Genomic DNA, 18451 nt, shown 5'->3' with positions numbered 1-18451 from the left:
ACAGCTCATCCAGCACGCCGGACTTAAAGAGTTTTTCCTGCTGCTCTACGCTGTCATAAATGTACGGAGTTCCGATGATGGCGAAATCCGGGTTTACACCCTCTACAATCGAGTTTGCAACCAGTGCCATGTCGATCGCACCGACCTCAACCGACTGAAGAGAATCTGCCTGATTTCCCAGAAGCTCATTCGGATATACTTCGATGGAATAACGGCCGTTGGTCGCATCATAGAGCTCATCGCTCATTCTTCTTACGGTTTCCGCCTCCGGGTTCTCCGCAGACTGGTTAAATGCACATTTCAGAACAGTCTCGCCCTGCTTTGTTCCGGTCACTGCGCCGTCTGCCTTGGTCTCGGCAGCCGCACCCTTCGTCTCGGCAGCAGACTCTGCCGCGGTGGTTCCTGCAGCCTCGGTCTTGTTCTCGGCAGCTGCCGTAGTCTGTGCGGAAGATCCGCCTCCACATGCCGCAAGCCCCATAACCATGCTCATTGTCAGTGCCGTTGCAAATACTTTGCGTTTCATCTTGTTTTCCTCCCTTAATATATTGTTACCGCAGGCCTATTCCGGCGGTAATAAACAATGATTATTAAAATGGTATCGGTTTCACATGCGTTGTTAACTTGCAAAAGTATTAATCCTGATACAATCCATCCGATTTACAGTTGTTTTGCATAATATACGTTATTTATTTTGACTTTTCTTTATCAATTCCGATCTCTATCTGCTGAAATGTTTCCCATTCCGTTAGAAGTTTTCCCGTCTGCTATGGTAACGGTTTCATCAGCGAGGAAAACCATTGTTTTCCGGATTCCCGCTTCTCAGCGGACCGTGGATCCACGCACCTCCAGTTTGCTCGGAAGGACAATTTTCCGGCATGCCGGGTCTCCTTCACCGCTCAGCCGGTCCAGAATGATCTTCGCAGCTTCCGCGCCAACCGCAAAGGAATCCTGCGCAATGGTCGTAATCCCCGGCGGGATCAGATCTGCCCAGCCCCAATTATCGAATCCGCACACACCGACATCCGCGCCGGCCTGAAGCTTCATCTTCTGAAGTGCATTCAGAATGTCGAGCATCGCCACACCGTTTACCGCAAACAGCGCAACTCTCTCCTGAGAATACGTCGTGATGAATTTCAGGATTTTGTCCGCGCATCCGGAACCGTCTCCATGGCTGACATACTCATAAACGGTATCCCGGCCATCGTATCCGAACACTTCCTCCATCGTTTTCAGATAACCGGAAAGTCTTGCCATCCGGGTTGTGTTCTTGCCGATCCCGTTTGCGAAGAAACCGACTTTCGTGTACCCCATCCGGCTCAGATACTGCATACAGCTGCAGGTCATCTCCGTATTGTTGGTCTCGACGGTGTCGATCTCTCCCGGAATGGACAGGCACCGGTCCGCAAAGACCACCGGAAGTCCGTTGTCCCGAAGCTGAAGAAGAAACCGGTCATTGGCTCCTGTCGAGTTCACGATCAATCCGTCTACCTGACTCTCCAGAAAACTGTCGATCGCATTTCTCTCGTTAACCGGATTATCCTCGCTGTCCGCAAGGATCAGACGATATCCCTGTTCATTGAGAACACTGCTGATGCCCTTGACCAGAATCGAGGAGAACGGGCTGCCGATATCGCTGACCAGACATCCGATGGTGCGGCTGCTCCGTGATTTCAGGCTCTGCGCAATCCGGTTCGGACGGTAGTCGAGTTCTTCCACAACACTGGCAATTCGTTCTCTTGTATCGGCAGAGATCATCTCAAATCGACCGTTCAGAAAACGCGAAACAGTCGTCTTCGATACACCGGCCTTTTCCGCGACATAATTGATGGTGATTTTCGTGCCGCCATGTTTTGCCGTCATGTTTATGATCTCTCCTTTCTTTTCTTTTTTGTTTCCTTCTTGATGATATGTTTATGAAACCGATTTGTCAATTTTAAAGTGCTGTGTAGAATATACTTTCGTCACAATGTCGTAAGTTTACGATTGTAATTTATTAGATTTGTCTATTCAATTTTAGATTCATCTTCTTTTATGCCCTAAATTCATCCTTGTTTTTTGTGTATTTTTATCCGAACAATCCATTTCGTATGGAACCGGTATCATCCTCCCTGTTCCGCGCTCTCCTCCGCCCTCCTTTTTTCATGATCCGTCCTGCTGCGGTTCACTTTCCCCAGCTTCATGATCAGAATCCGCCGGTGAACAACGTTTCTCCCGGATCTCTGCCGCGGACTATTTCTCCCGCATCCGGTAATCCCGGTCTTCCTCAATCAGTTCAATCATCACTTTGACAATTTTGGGATCAAACTGCGTTCCGATCCCCCTGCGGAGCTCCTCCAGCACCGTGTTCTGCGGCATCACATTTCGATAACTCCGTCTGCTGGTCATGGCGTCATACGCATCCGCCACAGCTATGATCCGGACCTTCTCCGGAATCTCCTCGCCGGCAATTCCGTCCGGATATCCGCTTCCGTCATAGCATTCATGATGCCATCTTGCCGCAACCGCCAGATTCGGATTCTCTTTGATACTCTCCAGAATGCTGCTTCCGATGACCGGATGCTTCTGGATAATCTTATTTTCCGCCTCGGAAAGCCGGGAGGTCTTGTTGATCACCTCATCCGGAACGCCGATCTTGCCGATATCATGCAAAAGTCCCATCATATAGATCTCATCCTGATCCGGCTCGGAATATCCGCAGCGGGCCGCTATCATTCTGGAATACTCCGCCACGCGGGCGGAATGGCCGTTGGTGTATTTATCCTTCGCGTCAACCGCAGCCGCAAGTGCCGTGACGACCTGAAGGTTCATCTCCTCCACTTTTTTTCCGTAGGTCTGCTCATTCTTATACGCGATATAGTAAAAGAAGGTGATCAGGCAGAATATGATGATGGACACGACAATATTGACCGCCAGCTGGGAATAGGTATCCTCCAGAAGTTCCGCATCGCGGATCACAATCACGGAATACCACTGGTTCATGACCGGCGCCACGAACAAGGTGCAGTCTTCGCCGTCGACCTTTGCGGTGATTCTGCCTTCTTCCGCGTTTTTGATCTTTTCGAGAAGATCGGAATCGTACAGCGCGTCGATGAACTGTCCGCTCTTTTCCTCTTCCCGGTGGGCAACGATAAAACCGTCTTCATTGACCACCATTCCGTATCCTTTTCCGGCGATGTCCTCCGTCTGGATGACTTCTCTGATGTGGCCCACAATCACATCTAGGCAGACGACGTTCCGGAACGGAGTGCCGTCATCGTTCGGACTGTCCGCAATCTCTTTTCCGACGGTAATGACAACCTCGCCGGTCTGGGCGTCGACATAGGGAGACACGATCACGACTTCACCGTTTGCAGCCAGTGCCGTCCGATACCAGTCTCTCCCGGTCGGATCATAGTCTGCCGGCGGCTCCCATCCGAGACCGTCCAGATAGGTTCCGTCGATGCTGGCGTACAGTCCGGTGAAGTTCTCGTCGAACTGTTCCGCCACTCTCCTGGTCTGATCCTTGATATACTGCTCAATCTCCTGCTTTGACCTTCCGCTCTGTTTCATGAGATCGACGCTGTCCGCCGCAACCCGTACCGTGGTCACTGCCACTGTCAGATAATTTTCCAGATCGGTCGCCGATGCTTTGATCGCCTCTTCGCCGTCTTCATACATACCGACAACCGATGCCCGGTACAGAACCGTACTGTTATATGCCACTGCAAGCACCATCAGAATCAGTGTGACCGTGATGGTAAAGAAGAAGTTGATCCTGCTCCGCCGTCCGGCGCTCATGTGCTTTCCCTCCGCCAGAATCCAGCGGTAGCGCGAGCCCATCACATAGAGCAGACCCAGAATCAGGATAATCAGAACGGCTGAGATGGAAAACAGACAGCTGACGATGGGATCTTCGTTCAGAATCGCCGGAAACCGCAGCGAAAAAGAATCACGGATCATGACCGCAAAAAATAATCCTGCGGTGCAGATCCCCAGAATGAGAATGGTGACGATCGCCTGAACCGCAACCTGAAGACCGAGTTCCGATACGCTTCTCTGAATCCGGTCTTTTTCTCTCAGTTCATAATATTTCGATGCTCCGTACACCAGAAGAATCCGACAGATGCACCCGATTACCGAAAAATACAGATAGGGATCAACCAGCGCATTCTTCCAGGTAAAACAGGAGGCTGTCCACAATATATAATCGGTGACGATATACAACAGCGCTGTCAGCGAAAACCAGGGAAAAACAATCCTCTGTCCCCGTTTTGCCCGGTAACTCATCAGATCCTGCAGACAGAATATCAGCGTAAGCGTTGTAATTCCGACTTCCCAGGTATTGTTCAGAATGCCGCCGTATTGGATATAAAGACAGAATAAGGGAACGCCGGTCACCACCGGCAGCAGCATGACAGGATGAAAATAACGCTGTGCGCTTTCATGGCGCATGAAATAAACCGCCGTAAGAAGAAGGCAGTAACTGATATTCCAGCCGAAATATGCCACAAACTCGGATACCTCCGGGTAGGAAGGCATGATCAGCTGATAAACCGTCCAATAATACTCGCTCAGAAAATTCGCGAGAAAAAAGGCGATGATGATTCGATAGCCGCGCTTCGGAGTCTCTATATACTTAAAGACGCAATACAAAAGTCCTACGATGGTACCGAGAAGCGAGACAATATTTTCAAAGCTGTCAAATGTCATACTCTGACCTCCGGCATCCGTAATCTCTGAAGTCCTGTTTTATTCTCATAAATATCTGCTGATATTATATAATATGAGCACCTGCCGTTACAACTTGACTTTCGCGATACCGGCCAGACGGTTTCCCGATTCCCGAATCCGGGATGTTGCCATTCCCTTCTGACGCAGCGCCGCCTCCAGAAATCCGCCTAAAAAAGACTCCTTTTTCTTCGTGGATTCCGCATTCATGTACTCTTCCGAATATGCCTCCCGGTCAAACGCGGGGATGGTCTCTTTCGTCAGACTTTCTCCGAAGGCCTTCCAGTCCGCCGATGCATCCACCTGCCGTTTCCGGATGATCTCACGGATCCGTTCCGAGTACGGCCGGATCACCTCATCAGCATAGGTATCTTTTTCAAAGCACTCATATTCACCGCGAAGATACTTCAGAGCATAAACCATCTGTGAAAATGCACAGTAATAGTCAGACGGATTATCCTTCAAAATCTCCCGGTAATCTCCCCATGCCGGCTGATAGACGTACCGGATAAAGCTGTAATCCGGCAGGTGTCCCGCTCTTCCGTGTCCCAGATTCATGATGGAATTTTCCGATGACTGATACATGCTGCCGACGTAGACTCCTTTCTCCGGATCTTCGGCCGCGGACGGATTGTGTGAGAACACAATCTTCTTTTTCGAAAAACTCCCGTCTTCCTGCTCAAACAGTTCATAGAAATGAGCATCGGTATTATTGATCACCAGAGACGGCGTCCCTGCAAAGTATGTATGGGCCCAGGTGTCGGCCAGCACGTGCATTGCAACACCTGCTGCCTGCGTCCCCTTCCCTTTTGCCAGGGTGACCGTATCCGTCAGAAGATCCCCGTTCGGTCCGCAGATCAGACGGAATTTATCTTTATAATTTTTGGATCCTCTCCGGACATCGGCATAAAGGTCCCTCGGAAGAAAATGGAACGATGACCAGATTCCCGTGATATCCCAAAGTCCCAGACGGTCCGTCCGCGCATCCATCAGTTCCAGTTTCAGCTGCGTGGTGGCAGCCTGCGCCGGCCCGCCCACCTTTTTCAGAAACGTTCTGGAGCAATGATCCACCATCTGCGCACAGTAGCAGATCTCAAGACTTTTCCCGTGATCATACCCGGCCAGCGCTGCGGCGCAGTATGTCGCGTAATAATGAAAATCTTCCTGCATGCCAATTCCCCCCATGCTAATCGATCATGATCACCGGCGTCCGGCGGAATGCACTCAGAATCCGCATCACTGCCGAAAAGATCAGACCAACGGCAAAAATCTCCACCACATAATCCGGCGTTCTCAGAAAGAGAACACACAAAACCGCAACCCCGATCTCCGTTGCGCCCTGAAACGTCTTCATTTTCCACGGTCCGTCAATATCTTTGGATTCCTTTGCCCGCAGAATATCCACCAGACCGGAAAAGGCCATCGTTCCGGTAAGGTACAGCAGAATATAGATCTGCGGAACCCACACCAGTGATCCGGCAAATATGCCGAAATCGAAAGCCAGAATTCCGCGGTACAGGATTCTGCGGCCTCCCGTCATGAACCTTGCCATTCGAATGAAATACCATACCTTGCGGACTCCATAGATTTCCAGAGCCAGAGAATAGAGTCCGATAATCAGCGTATACACCTCTCCGCCGAACAGCATCAGAAGAATCCCCACCGGAAACAGGACCAGTCCGATAATAATCTGCCGAAGTCTCTGCCATATCGTCATAACGCACCTCGTTTCAGACAATGAATCTTATACGCCGAGTACATAAGATAGGCATAATTGAAGAAGGATGTAAATTCGAGAAGGAGGGACGCAAGCCGAACACCTCCATGGTTTTCCTGACCAAAAAAGATAACCACACTGGATACCATCAGTGCACCGGAGAAAACCAGGACCAGTGCAGCCAGAACAAGATACGTCTTCGATTTCTTCTTTCGGATCCCCCGTCCCTCGCGAAACGCATTCAACCCGATATAAAGATGGAACAAAAAGACCATCGCCGACAGAATCAGTATTACTCCGATCATTACTGCCCAGACAACCAGACGGACGGTTTCCGCCGAAACCTCTTCCGGAATCTCAATGGTGCTGAGCGTTTCCGCGATAATCTTGTCGAAGGTCTCTTCCCCGAGAAAAAAACCAACAAACATTTTCAGGATATCCCACAGTGAGAAAACGATAACCGCAACGCCGCAGATCGCAAACGCATCGTTGTACCGTCTCAGCAGAATTTCCGTCTCACCGTTTTGCGGTGTATATGTACATTTTTCCATTTCTGCCTCCCTATGCCCTTTTCCTGCCATGCGTTATCGTCGATTTCCGGCCGTCAGCGTTCCAGCAGCTCTCCGTTCATGTACCGTGCCCGGATGTTCTCCTTTGTTCCGATGTAACAGAACCGTTCCACCGTCTGCTCCGGCGTGAGTTTTCTCGCCGCATCGGAGAGTCCGTCGATCACAAGGGCATCGAACACACTGCCCGGTTCGAGGGAACCGGTACCGCCAAAGAGATCCCCGCTCTGCTTTGTCGCCATCCAGAATGCTTCCGCGAAAGAAATCTTCCGGTTTCCGTCCGGCTCATAGAACTGCTTCAGTTTTGACAGCTGAACCGAACGGGCAACCTGCGTGAACACGCCGATATGATGTCCCGCCGAGATATCGCTTCCGAGTCCGACTTTTACTCCCCGGTCGAGCAGTGTGCCCGTCTGCATAATCCCCGCGATGATACTGATGGTCGAATCCGGACACTGTACCGCATATCCGCCGTGTTTCTGCAGAATCCGGACGTCATCCTCTGTCGGAAAAATGAAATGTCCGCCAATGACCGGTCCGTTGTCCAATAGTCCCGCTCTCTCATAGATCTCCGTGTCGCAGGAACACTCCGGATAGAGAATCCTTGCCTGTTCCGCCTCCCATCGGGATTCCACAAGATGTGTCTGTACCCCGACCCGGTACTTTTTTCCGAGCTTACCGATTCCGGCAATCAGTTCCGGGGTACAGGTCGGCGCAAACCTCGGGGTCAGGATCGGTCTGGTATAACGGTTGCTTCCGTACCGTTCCAGAAAGACCTCCGTCTCACGGATCGCGGTCTCCGGTGCTTCCAGAAGATCCTCCCGGGCGTTCCGGTCCATGTTGATCTTTCCGACGAAGCCTCTCATTCCTCTGCGGTCCATACTCTCCAGAAGATAGCCTGTCGCCTCAGAGTGAATCGTACCGTACACACAGGCATGCATGGTGCCGTTCGCGATCATGTCGTCCAGGAACGCATCGTACACGAGTTTTGCAAACTCCGGATCCGCGAATTGCTCTTCCATCGGAAAAGTGCACTGATTCAGCCAGTCCTCCAGCAGAAGATCCATCTCCAGACCGCGATTCAGGTACTGGGGCGCATGGACGTGAAGATCGGAAAACGCCGGAATCAGCACACCGTCGCCGTAATCGGTCACCGGAATCCCCCGGAACTTCTCCGGAATCTTCCGCCAGATCCCCTTAACAATCCCGTCTTCCACCGCGATATAACTGTCCGGATGAATCGCCAGATGTTCCCGGTCCTCCGCGTAAACAATGTCAGCATGTAATAATTTCATATATTGTCTCCACAACTATTCTTTTTGATTCCACAAAGGAGTATAATTCAAATAATATTATACATTATTTTACCTGTGAATTTAAGCACTTCATGATCCATTTTCCCGTTGAGGAACAAAAAAACTGCCGACGCTCCGGAGCATCGGCAGTTTCCATATCCGCGGAAAAATGTTCATCGAGGAATCCCTTTTTTACTCTCCCACTTATTCTCATACATCTTCTTGTCGGCCCGGCGTACCACATCGTGAACCGACTCATCCTCCCCGGCATCATAGACAGCCATGCCGCGGGCAACATTGACTTTCTTCCACTCCTCGTTCTCACGCTCCCTTGTTTCCTGACACCGGCTGTCAAAAATGCGGAGAAGTTCTTCCCTGTTACAGTAATCGTCACCCACCAGAATCGCGGCAAACTCGTCTCCTCCGATCCGGAACACCGGGCTGTGCCGATATACCTCGCAGATCACCCTTGCCGTTTCCTTCAGGTAAATATCGCCCTTGTCGTGCCCGTTCTGATCGTTGATTATCTTGAGATTGTTGCAGTCAAAAATGCAGATGGCAAATTCCGTTGTCCCGTCAGCCTCATGTGCCTGCGCCTGCAGTTTTCCGAGCCAGATGTCAAAAGCTCCTTTGTTATGAAGAACGGTCAATGCATCCGCATAGGCCAGATCATTCAGGTCCGAGATATACTTTTTCAGATTCGCCGTGACCCGGTTGATGGTCTGCGTCAGCTGTCCAATCTCATCCTTTCCGGTATACTCCAGTTTCTGATCATAATTTCCCGCATCAATCTGTTCCGCAACTTTGGTTAGATCCTCCAGCGGTTTTGTGATTCTCCTGGTATATCGCATAAAAATGGTGATAAATACAAGCACCAGCAAACCGAACACAACAACCATCATATTGGTCCACTGCTTCCAGGTTCTGTCGATCTCCGCCATCGGTGCCGAAACGTTCAGCCGGTTTCCGTTGATCAGCGGAAGGGAAACGGCTATTTTTTCAACATCCTCATACCGGTAATGAATGACCCGTTCATCGCTTTCCAGACCGGTCGGAACCGCCGGAAGTGTTTCCATCTCATTGACATCCATTCTCGGGTGATATACCAGACGGCCCTGGGAATCATTGATAAATGCATATCCATTTTCAAACAGCGTGATATGATCGATCTGATCCGTGATAAAGCGATAATCCATCTCAATGCCGATCACTCCCACAAAGCGACCTTTGTAATATACCGGACTGTTGTAGGAAATGACCCGTTCATTCAGATTCTCTGTGAGATAATTCGGAAGCCAGACCGGTTTTCCCTTCGCTTTCGGCACCGAGAACCAGACCAGCTGCGTGGTATCTTCCGTATCATACTTGGTGATATCGGTCACTTCATGCTCCTGAAATCCCCTTCCGGCATCTCTCACATACCAGAAGCCCTTCACCACCGGCGAGACCGACGGATCGATCCGGTAGTAATATGTCTTGATGCCGTTTGTCCGGTACAGCACCTTGCGAAAGAAATCGCTGACACGGTCCAGATGGGCCTGCAGTTTTTCATTTTCCAGCCCGTCCAGATCCGACTCAACGTACACGGAGATGGTCCGCACTTCCTGTTCCACATCCTCAAGATAGGAGTTGATATTCTTCTGTCCGGACTCACAGAGAAGAAGCATCGTCTGTTCTGCGCTGCCGGTTCCGATATTCCGGATCGCTGTCAGACCAAAGACGGTTGCGATAATCATCGTAAATACAATCGCACATATTGTCACCGTAGTAATCTTCGTTCGAATCGATCGCATAACGAAAACCTTCTTTCCTGTGTTCCAAAGACAATTCTCTCTGTTTTTTTCATTGTACCACGATTCATCCGGAAGATTACATGTCAGGCAGTTTATTTTCTGTTCATTTTAACTCTTTTTTAATTCTTCGGTGATCCTTCGGAAACCGACGTATGCAGGCATCCTCTCTCCCGTCCCCCTCTTTACAGATCGGACAGAGATCGGATCTGATGAACCGTGACCTCCCGGTCATAGCAGGCAAATGCGGCATCGATCCGGCTGCGATCCGGCTTCTTCGTAAAGAACGACACCGCCGGGACGATCACAAAACCTGCCAGCATACAGAAAGCTCCCGCATTGATCGGCGACTGAAGAAGCGGCGGAAAATCCGGACGTATGGCCATATTCAGAATCATGACCACGGTGGAAAAGATAAAATTGCACCATACACCGGCCGCTGAAGTTCCCTTCCAGTATAATCCGTACAGGAACGGCGCAAGAAACGCGCCGGCCAAAGCCCCCCAGGATACGCCCATGAGCTGTGCGATAAATGACACGTTCCGCTTATACTGAATGATCGCGATCACCACGGAGATCGCCACAAAGACCACGATCAGAAACCGCATCAGGAACAGCTGCTGTTTTTCATCCGGATCTTTGATAACGTGACCCTTCAGAAGATCCAGAGTCAGCGTGGAGGAGCTGGTAAGAACCAGCGAGGAAAGGGTAGACATGGACGCGGAGAGAACAAGCACAACCACCACGGCGATCAGTGTCCCGGAAAGTCCGGACAGCATCGCCGGAACAATGCTGTCATACCCTTCAACGGCAACATTGACCCGGTCAGAAAACAGTCGTCCAAATCCGCCGAGGAAATAACATCCCCCCGCCACCACAAACGCGAAAAAGGTAGATACGATCGTTCCTTTTTCGATGGCTTTTTCCGATTGGATTGCATAAAATTTCTGAACCATCTGCGGAAGCCCCCAGGTCCCAAGGGAAGTGAGAATCACAACACCGAGAAGACTCAGCGGATCCGGCCCGAAAAAGGAAGCAAATACGCCCGGTGAAGTCGACACTCCCGCATCACTGACCTGCGCCAGCCGGTCAATCGCTGCCATAAAACCGCCCTGACCGTTCAAAACCGAGACAATGACGGCGACAATCCCCACGATCATAATGATCCCCTGAATAAAATCATTGATCGCGGCTGCCATATAACCGCCCGCGATGACGTAAATCCCGGTGAGCACCGCCATGGCGATGACGCAGACAGAATAATCGATATCGAAAGCCATTCCGAAAAGCCGGGAAAGGCCGTTGTACAGCGAAGCGGTATACGGGATCAGAAAAACAAAGGTGATCAGGGCAGATGCGATCTTCAGAGACTCTCCGCCGAATCTTGCCGCAAAAAACTGCGGCATGGTGGCGGATTCCAGCTGCTGCGACATGATTCTGGTCCGCCTTCCGAGAATCTTCCAGGCAAGGAGCGAACCGATCAGGGCATTGCCGATCCCGATCCATGAAGCGGCAATCCCGTATTTCCAGCCAAACTGGCCCGCATATCCCACAAAGATGACCGCTGAAAAATAAGATGTTCCGTAGGCAAACGCCGTAACCCAAGGTCCGACGTTTCGTCCGCCCAGGATAAAACCATTGACGCTTGAGGAATTCCTCCGGTAAACGAATCCGATGATCAGCATTACCGCAAAGAAGGCCAACAGCAAAAGAACCCTGATTGTCATAATTTCCCTCCTGAAAAGCACTGTTCTTCTCGTCCACTGCAGCCGCGACTTCCGTTGATCCCGATTTTTCTGAAGTCAGTCACTCATATATTTTATCCATTTCTCCAGAGCCTTCCGGAACGAGGCGATGTGCGCTTCGTCATACAGCGCGCCGATATAAAGGAACCGGAAGATCAGACCGTCCGACGCGGCAAGAACCTGCATGGCAGTTCGGCGAACCGCTGTATCGTCGGGATTCGGAAGGATTTCCACCTCTGCATGATGCGCCTTCATGCACTCCATATCCATGATGGACGCCTCATACACCAGGAACAGCGCATCATTCTGGAAAACAGACTCATTGGCAAGGCACCAGTCACTGGCGCTGTTGGCGATTCCTTCCCTGATCCGCGCGGAGATCCGGCGAAGCACTTCTTTCCGGTCTTCATCCGGAGACACGGAAACGCCGACCGGAAGCAGACGTATCGTGAGGCCTCCCGCCGATTCGCTCTCCGGTGTGAGACGGTTCTGGAATACCCAGTGCAGCATGACACGTTCTTCCGACTCCGTCTCGGACATCGCCAGAAGCGTAATGGCCGCACAGAGTTCATTGGGCGAAAGCTGCGTGTTCTGTTTGATCTTCTGAAGTTTTGATTCCGTCAGTGCAGACTGTATGGTAAAGGACTGAACGTTCAGATCTCTGGATTCGTGGTCGGCCTTTAAGTTGCAGCACCATTTGCTGTCTTCATACTCCTGTTTGAAATACTGCTCCGCCTGCCGATACCGACTCTGATCCTTATTCTTCTGTTCCTGATCCAGATAGGCAAACCAAGTGTCCACCGCCGGTTCTTTCTCCCCGTCATAATAATCCCAGAGAGCCTCCAGAAGGAGGTTCAGTCCGGTTCCGTCGATCATGATGTGATGCGACAGCAGGAAGAAATAGAGATGATCCTCCGTCAGGAAGACCGCCGTCTCGATCAGCGGAGCGTGCATCATACGGATCGGATGGTTCAGTTCCGTCCTCCGTTTTCCGAACTCCGCTTCTGAAAGCTCTTCAAACCGTGATTCCGGCCGGATCGACGGTTCATAGCGCTGCATCACCCTTCCATCCTCATCGAAAAAGACGATGGTACGGAAGATCGGATGATGTTCCATCATTTTTCGAACCGCATCCCGGAACCGGGAAACATCCACTGACTCCGCCGAAATCGTGAACATCATCGGAATATTCCACATACAGCTCTGAGGCGCGCACAACTGATAGTCAAACATATTCAGCTGAAACGGCGTAAGCGGATATTCTCTTTTTCGGGCCGCCCTCTCCCGTTCCTCAATCGGTCTCTGCTGCACTTCGCCGGATTCGTATGCCTTGGCGATCTTCTCCGGCGTTCGTCCGTAAAAGATATCCATCGCGGACAGCCCCGGGAGGTTCAGCCGGCCGAGAAGGGTCAGCGTCGCAAGGGAATCTCCTCCGAGCGCATAGAAATCATCGTGGATACCGATCCTCGAGAGCTGAAGCACCTGTTCAAACTCCGCGCACAGTTTCTTCTGAAGTCCGGTCTCTGGCTGGGCATATTCCGCAAAATATTTTGTGATATCCGGGGCAGGAAGCTGTTTGCGGACAAACTTTCCGTTGGCATTTTTCGGAAACTGCTCCACGGCAATAAAATACGTCGGTATCATGTAATACGGCAACCGCTTTGCCAGCGCGTCGCGGTCTATGGCAAGAGTGGTGCCGTCCCACAGTCCCTTTTCCACCGCCTCTTTTTTGATGACATAGGCCGCCACATAAGCGCGGGATTTATCCTGAAATCCCCGGACCATGACATCCTCCAGACCGGTCAGTTTCTTGACTGCCGTCTCGATCTCGGCCGGTTCGATGCGGTTGCCGTCGATCTTCATCATGTCATCGATCCGTCCGGCGATATAATATCTTCCCTCCTCATCCCGGTATGCCATATCGCCGGTGTGGAACAGGCGGATCTCCGGATTCAGCGGTGACGGCCGGAAGGCCCGGTCGGTCTGTTCCGGAAGATCGATGTATCCGCGGATATAATCATTGATAAAACACAGTTCCCCCTGCTCCCCCGCAGCTTCCACAAGGGTGTCATCCTCCCGGAGAAGGATCATGCCCAGGGAAAGCGTCGGTTTTCCGAGCGGAGCAATGTCGTATGCCCGGTCCAGGATATACTGAAAGACAAAAAATCCGGTCTCAGACATGGCATAATTGTGCTCTACTTCCGGTCCTCCCGGAAAATAAATATCATTGGCCGGTGCACTGCCGGTATAGATCTTTTTCAGGAATCGCGCCGGTCTGCTGTAGTGGCGAAGGAAAGACGGCGGGAAAAAGATGCTCTCCACCCGCTGATCTTCCAGGGTTCTCTGAAGAGAATCGTAATCCCGAAGGAGATCACCGGAGATCAGAAAAACCGTCTTTGCGCTCAGCGTGGCATCGATCAGATATAACTGCGCCGCAACGAAGTTCAGCGCGGCGCTGTAGGCAAACACCGTTTCCGGATAAGACTCTTTTTCCGGCGTTACGGCGGCGCACTGATCCACATTTCCGTATTCGTGAAGAACGCCCTTCGGATTCCCGGTGGATCCGGAAGTATAGACCGCATAAGCAGCGTCATGAAGATCCGTCTCTTCATACCCGTATAACGGCTCGCAGTCTGCCAGTATTCGGGTCACCAGCGGCTGATCGATCGTCATAACCGACCGGCAGTTTTCCTGAACAAACGCCACCCGTTCGGCAGGATACCCCTCTTCCATCATGACGTAAGCGGCGCCGGCCTTCCAGACGCCCAGCATACAGCTGAAAAAATGGATATTTCTCGGCATCAGGATCGTGACAAACTGTTCTTTTCCGATCCCCTTTTCCTTCAGATACCGGTATATCTTTGCAGATTCCTGATCCAGTTCCAGATAGGTAAGCGTCTCCTTGCCATCCGTAAACGCGGTTCTGTAACGATAACGCGATATAATCTCTGCCATCCTGTCCATGAAACGTCTCATGTCCGTGACCCCCTCGTAAAATTTTCGTTGAAAATCTCTCAGAGCAAAGAAAATAGCTTCTATTATTTAATATAATTATACCATAAAACTCTCTCTTGTCTAAAATGTCACCTCTATTGTTTTATATTTATTTAATAATGTTTGTTATTATCTCTATTGTATCCAAGAAAAAAAACTCTTATTATATATTTTAGCCACAAACCCACACAGCAGTGGACTCTCAGTAAAAGAAACAGGAGGTACGCATGAAAAAACGAATCACTGCCGGTATTCTTGCGGCATCTTATCTCTCGATCTCGACGGTGTCGCCCGCGATGGCGGGTTATGACAATCCGTGTGAGATCGTCAATACGGACAGGAATTTTGAAGACGACATCGAAACTTCCGACAAAACCGGTCTCTCCGTCACGGCAGACGACGGCGGAAATGAAGACATGAGTGTTAATGTTGGCGGAGGGATCTCTGTCGGAAGCACGGAACCCGGAGACTATATCACCGGTCTGGAAGTAAACCATGAGCGGGAAGATCAAGACGGAGACATCACCGTAACCGTTGGCGGCGATATCGAAGTCAGCAACAACAGTCCGGACGATGAGCCTTCCATCGGGACAGGTGTTTCCGTGAATAATGATGGAAAAGGAGATGTCTCCGTTTGGACCGGATCCATCACCTCCAGATCCGAAACCGAAGATGCATATACCAAAGGTATTGACACCTCGACCTCCAAAGGGGAAACGACCATTGATGTGGGCGGCGATGTAACCGCCGATTCCAGTTACGGCTATGCCAACGGCATTATTTCCGAGAACTCCGGCGGCAATACCAACCTTGTCGTCAGCAATGATGTAACTGCTCATTCCATAGAGGGAGACGCTACAGGTTTTCACTCTGAGAATTCTTCGGGCAATACCACTCTCGAAGTCGGAAATAATATAACCGCCCAAACCACCGACGGAGACGCCATCGGTTTTTGGTCCGATAACTCCGGCGGAACAACGAACGCAGAAATCGGAGGTGCCGTAGAAGCTTCTTCCATAGAAGGAAGCGCTATCGGTGCTTATGTGAACGGCTACCGCTCCGATGAAAAAGCAGCCCCAACCACCGAGATTTCCATCGATGGCGGAGTATCCGCGAACTCCGTCACTTCGGAAGCAACCGGCATCCGTATGTCAGCCGAAGATGGCGCCACAGTGGAAGTCATTTCTTTGGATGATGTCAACGCATCTTCCGGGGAATCAGAAGCGACCGGCCTGGAATTAGGCGCCCGCAACGGAAAAGCCTATGCCGATATCTTGGAAAATGTATCTGCCACCAGCGATAAAAAATCCGCCACCGGTGTCATTGTCGTTCTGAACGGAGAGAGTTCCGTACTGGAGGCCAATATCTATGAGAATATCCTTGCTCTCGGTAATGACGACTCCGCCGGAATCAAGATCATCCCCATCGAACCGGACATAGTTCCTTATGAGAAAACAGCGGACATGGTTCCTTATGAGAAAACACCGGATACAACCGCCACCGTATGGGTTGCCGGTGATGTCGTTTCGACCGGAACCGGTATCCTTGACCTGGATTCCATAAACAGCGGGAAGACCAATGTTGTGATTGAAGGTACGCTGAATGCGAAAGGGACCTCGGTCGTTCTGGCGAAAAATGCGGCAGACAATCTGAACCTGACCGTATGGAAGATCGATACAGCGAAAAAGAAGAGTATCGCCATGGAACAAACAGAAAAAGGTCTCAAGTATTCCAAGGCTGCAAAAGCATTTGAAAAAACCATTGATTATATCCTCAAGGTCGATAAGAATACTGACGGCACCGTCAAATTCGTCGACAGCCGTAAAAAAGAGATCACAGACCATGACGGCATTACCTCCGATTACAATGTCGGTCATGTCGGCGAAACCGTCTCCGTGAAACTCAATGTTCCGGATGGATACTACATTGTCGCTGCATACAGCGACGAAGCGCAGAGAACTTCTCTTCGCAAAGACAGATACGGAGAGTATTACCTCACCGTACCAACAGGCGGCGGCGTCATGGTCAGTCTGAAAATGGCACCGATCGTCAAAACCGGCGGCGATGACAGCGATGACGGCGGCAATCCGCCGGCGGGATATGGCCAGGAATCGGAACCGCAGATACAGGCTCCGGCAGAACTTGTCCCGACGAAAACAGCAATCGATAAAGGAATTCTTTCCGCTTCTGTGGGCAGTGACAACAGCGTAGTTCTTTCTTCCGAGGATCTTGGAAACTTCATCGCATCCGGCGGCACGCAGTTCTGCCTCAGAACCCAGGGAAGTGAATTCATCATCTCTGCTGAAATGTTGAACGGCCTTAACGCAGACGGTCAGCCGCTCCGCATCGTATTCACCGGGAATGCGATCGAGATTTATGTTGGCACATCTGCGACCGCGGCAAAGACCATTCCGGTTACAAGCGGAGAAACAGCGGCAGCAGGAGTTGCAGCGACAGCCGTGGCGGAGGATTCCGCGAGACAGGCTGAAACAAATGATCCGTCACTGGCCGCTCAAACTCACACCGCCGCAATGGTCACCTCAGCGGCCACGACAGCCTTAGCAGAAAGCAGCGACACATCAGCAGCTGCCATCAACTTGCAGACGAACGGAAACTCAGGGTTTCAACCATTTGCAGCTTTTAGTGGCGGAGCAAGCCGCGTTGAAACGGGATGATACCGATCAATCTCTTTCCCGTGAACCGCTCTTGTCCCCCCGGGAAATAATCTGAATAATTCCCACATAACAAATCAGCGGACGCCTCGCAGAAATGCGAAGGCGCCCGTTTTTTTTTACTCTTTCCCGATCGCTCCCGCCGCTTTCCGCTGGCGGAACTTCTCTACCATCTCCATCGCAAAGGAAACCGGATAAAGCTGTACCATCGTGGAATCGATGACATTGCTGACCTCAATGCGGAACGAAATCTTGATAAACTTTTCCGAATTGGACTCAAACATTTTCTCAAACGTCTTGACACTCTCCACATCAATCTTGTGAACATCCGGCGTGCTGATATCCACCATGGTATCATACAGGGTCGCCATGGAGGTGGCCGCCTTTCCCATCATCTGGTTCATGGCCTCCGATGCTGCGCTCAAATGCATCTCATTCACTTCCGGATCCGGACTCGTGCCGTCGCCGCCCATCATCATATCAGTCATGCTGAGCACGTCATGTTCCTTCAGAATCAGGACATTGTTGCCACTCAGGCCCTTTACATAGTGAATCTGCACAAAAATACAGGTTTTCTCATAGTCATCCAACGACTCACTTCGATTGATCACGCTGATTCTCGGCGTCGTAATGTCCACGCGCTGATTCAGCATGATGCTCAGGGCTGTGGCCGCATTTCCCATACTGATATTGGCAATCTCACCTAAGATATCGATTTCTTCCTTTGAAATAAGCTCCATACTTGTCTCCATTATTCCTATGTACAAAAACAGTCGGTTCTTTTAAATCACACTTATCTATATTATCGGTAAGACTTCTTAAATCATTATATCTTTCTGTAGTCTGATTATCTTTTTTTATTATTTTTTGAAAGGGGCTGGCGCACTAACTCAAGTTAGTGCGTCGGCCCTTTTCCTGTAAAAAGAATTCAGCCGGGCTCCAAAGAGCCCGGCTGATGGTGTAAA

At 50.8% G+C, this 18451-nt stretch carries 12 protein-coding genes; 1 reads left to right on the top strand and 11 read right to left on the bottom strand.

Annotated elements, in window-relative coordinates:
• The 10 genes from dctP to BMW41_RS11705 all read right to left on the bottom strand — a co-directional run.
• Window positions 1-523 (bottom strand): TRAP transporter substrate-binding protein DctP (gene dctP, locus BMW41_RS11750; protein WP_177171235.1); only part of this gene is annotated, 523 nt, incomplete at its 3' end.
• 296 nt (window positions 524-819) lie between these two features.
• On the bottom strand, window positions 820-1860 hold the full coding sequence (locus tag BMW41_RS11745) for a LacI family DNA-binding transcriptional regulator (protein ID WP_031472115.1): 1041 nt from the start codon (window positions 1858-1860) through the stop codon (window positions 820-822).
• A gap of 369 nt (window positions 1861-2229) precedes the next feature.
• Window positions 2230-4689: an HD domain-containing phosphohydrolase gene (locus BMW41_RS11740; protein WP_074650248.1), complete on the bottom strand. Its 2460-nt coding sequence runs from the start codon at window positions 4687-4689 to the stop codon at window positions 2230-2232.
• A gap of 87 nt (window positions 4690-4776) precedes the next feature.
• Window positions 4777-5877, bottom strand: a complete 1101-nt coding sequence (locus BMW41_RS11735) for a DUF6765 family protein (protein ID WP_074650247.1) — start codon at window positions 5875-5877, stop codon at window positions 4777-4779.
• 16 nt (window positions 5878-5893) lie between these two features.
• Window positions 5894-6424: a hypothetical protein gene (locus BMW41_RS11730; protein ID WP_074650246.1), complete on the bottom strand. Its 531-nt coding sequence runs from the start codon at window positions 6422-6424 to the stop codon at window positions 5894-5896.
• The gene (locus BMW41_RS11725) at window positions 6421-6975 is read right to left on the bottom strand and encodes a hypothetical protein (RefSeq protein ID WP_074650245.1); all 555 of its coding nucleotides are present in this window, start codon (window positions 6973-6975) and stop codon (window positions 6421-6423) included. Before BMW41_RS11725 ends, BMW41_RS11730 begins: the two co-directional genes overlap by 4 nt.
• 53 nt (window positions 6976-7028) lie before the next feature.
• Entirely contained in the window at window positions 7029-8285 is a 1257-nt protein-coding gene (locus BMW41_RS11720; protein ID WP_074650244.1) for an amidohydrolase family protein, read from the bottom strand.
• Window positions 8286-8458: 173 nt separating this feature from the next.
• Window positions 8459-10078, bottom strand: coding sequence for a sensor domain-containing diguanylate cyclase (locus tag BMW41_RS11715; protein WP_074650243.1), 1620 nt, complete (start codon window positions 10076-10078; stop codon window positions 8459-8461).
• Window positions 10079-10260: 182 nt separating this feature from the next.
• A complete protein-coding gene (locus tag BMW41_RS11710) occupies window positions 10261-11802 on the bottom strand; it encodes a sodium:solute symporter family protein (RefSeq protein WP_074650242.1) in 1542 nt (513 codons plus the stop codon).
• A gap of 75 nt (window positions 11803-11877) precedes the next feature.
• On the bottom strand, window positions 11878-14796 hold the full coding sequence (locus BMW41_RS11705; RefSeq protein WP_074650241.1) for a non-ribosomal peptide synthetase: 2919 nt from the start codon (window positions 14794-14796) through the stop codon (window positions 11878-11880).
• 245 nt (window positions 14797-15041) lie between these two features.
• On the opposite strand from BMW41_RS11705, the gene BMW41_RS11700 reads away from it, so the two are divergent.
• Window positions 15042-17489 carry a hypothetical protein gene (locus BMW41_RS11700; protein WP_074650240.1) on the top strand — a complete coding sequence of 816 codons (2448 nt, stop codon included), beginning with the start codon at window positions 15042-15044 and terminating at the stop codon, window positions 17487-17489.
• A gap of 116 nt (window positions 17490-17605) precedes the next feature.
• On the opposite strand, the gene fliY is transcribed toward BMW41_RS11700, so the two are convergent.
• Window positions 17606-18226, bottom strand: coding sequence for a flagellar motor switch phosphatase FliY (fliY, locus tag BMW41_RS11695; protein ID WP_038288057.1), 621 nt, complete (start codon window positions 18224-18226; stop codon window positions 17606-17608).
• Between the last annotated feature and the right edge of the window lie 225 nt (window positions 18227-18451).

Origin of the sequence: [Clostridium] aminophilum (genome assembly GCF_900101295.1) — a bacterium.
Lineage (GTDB): Bacteria > Bacillota > Clostridia > Lachnospirales > Lachnospiraceae > Clostridium_R > Clostridium_R aminophilum_A.
The sequence above is the reverse complement of the archived record's forward strand: the minus strand, read 5'-3'. Positions and strand labels throughout refer to the sequence as shown.

What these genes read in the sequence shown, in the direction of transcription:
- BMW41_RS11745 (WP_031472115.1), bottom strand. Translation starts at nt 1,860, where the DNA reads ATGACGGCAAAACATGGCGGCACGAAAATCACCATCAATTATGTCGCG.
- BMW41_RS11740 (WP_074650248.1), bottom strand. Translation starts at nt 4,689, where the DNA reads ATGACATTTGACAGCTTTGAAAATATTGTCTCGCTTCTCGGTACCATC.
- BMW41_RS11735 (WP_074650247.1), bottom strand. Translation starts at nt 5,877, where the DNA reads ATGCAGGAAGATTTTCATTATTACGCGACATACTGCGCCGCAGCGCTG.
- BMW41_RS11730 (WP_074650246.1), bottom strand. Translation starts at nt 6,424, where the DNA reads ATGACGATATGGCAGAGACTTCGGCAGATTATTATCGGACTGGTCCTG.
- BMW41_RS11725 (WP_074650245.1), bottom strand. Translation starts at nt 6,975, where the DNA reads ATGGAAAAATGTACATATACACCGCAAAACGGTGAGACGGAAATTCTG.
- BMW41_RS11720 (WP_074650244.1), bottom strand. Translation starts at nt 8,285, where the DNA reads ATGAAATTATTACATGCTGACATTGTTTACGCGGAGGACCGGGAACAT.
- BMW41_RS11715 (WP_074650243.1), bottom strand. Translation starts at nt 10,078, where the DNA reads ATGCGATCGATTCGAACGAAGATTACTACGGTGACAATATGTGCGATT.
- BMW41_RS11710 (WP_074650242.1), bottom strand. Translation starts at nt 11,802, where the DNA reads ATGACAATCAGGGTTCTTTTGCTGTTGGCCTTCTTTGCGGTAATGCTG.
- BMW41_RS11705 (WP_074650241.1), bottom strand. Translation starts at nt 14,796, where the DNA reads ATGAGACGTTTCATGGACAGGATGGCAGAGATTATATCGCGTTATCGT.
- BMW41_RS11700 (WP_074650240.1), top strand. Translation starts at nt 15,042, where the DNA reads ATGAAAAAACGAATCACTGCCGGTATTCTTGCGGCATCTTATCTCTCG.
- fliY (WP_038288057.1), bottom strand. Translation starts at nt 18,226, where the DNA reads ATGGAGCTTATTTCAAAGGAAGAAATCGATATCTTAGGTGAGATTGCC.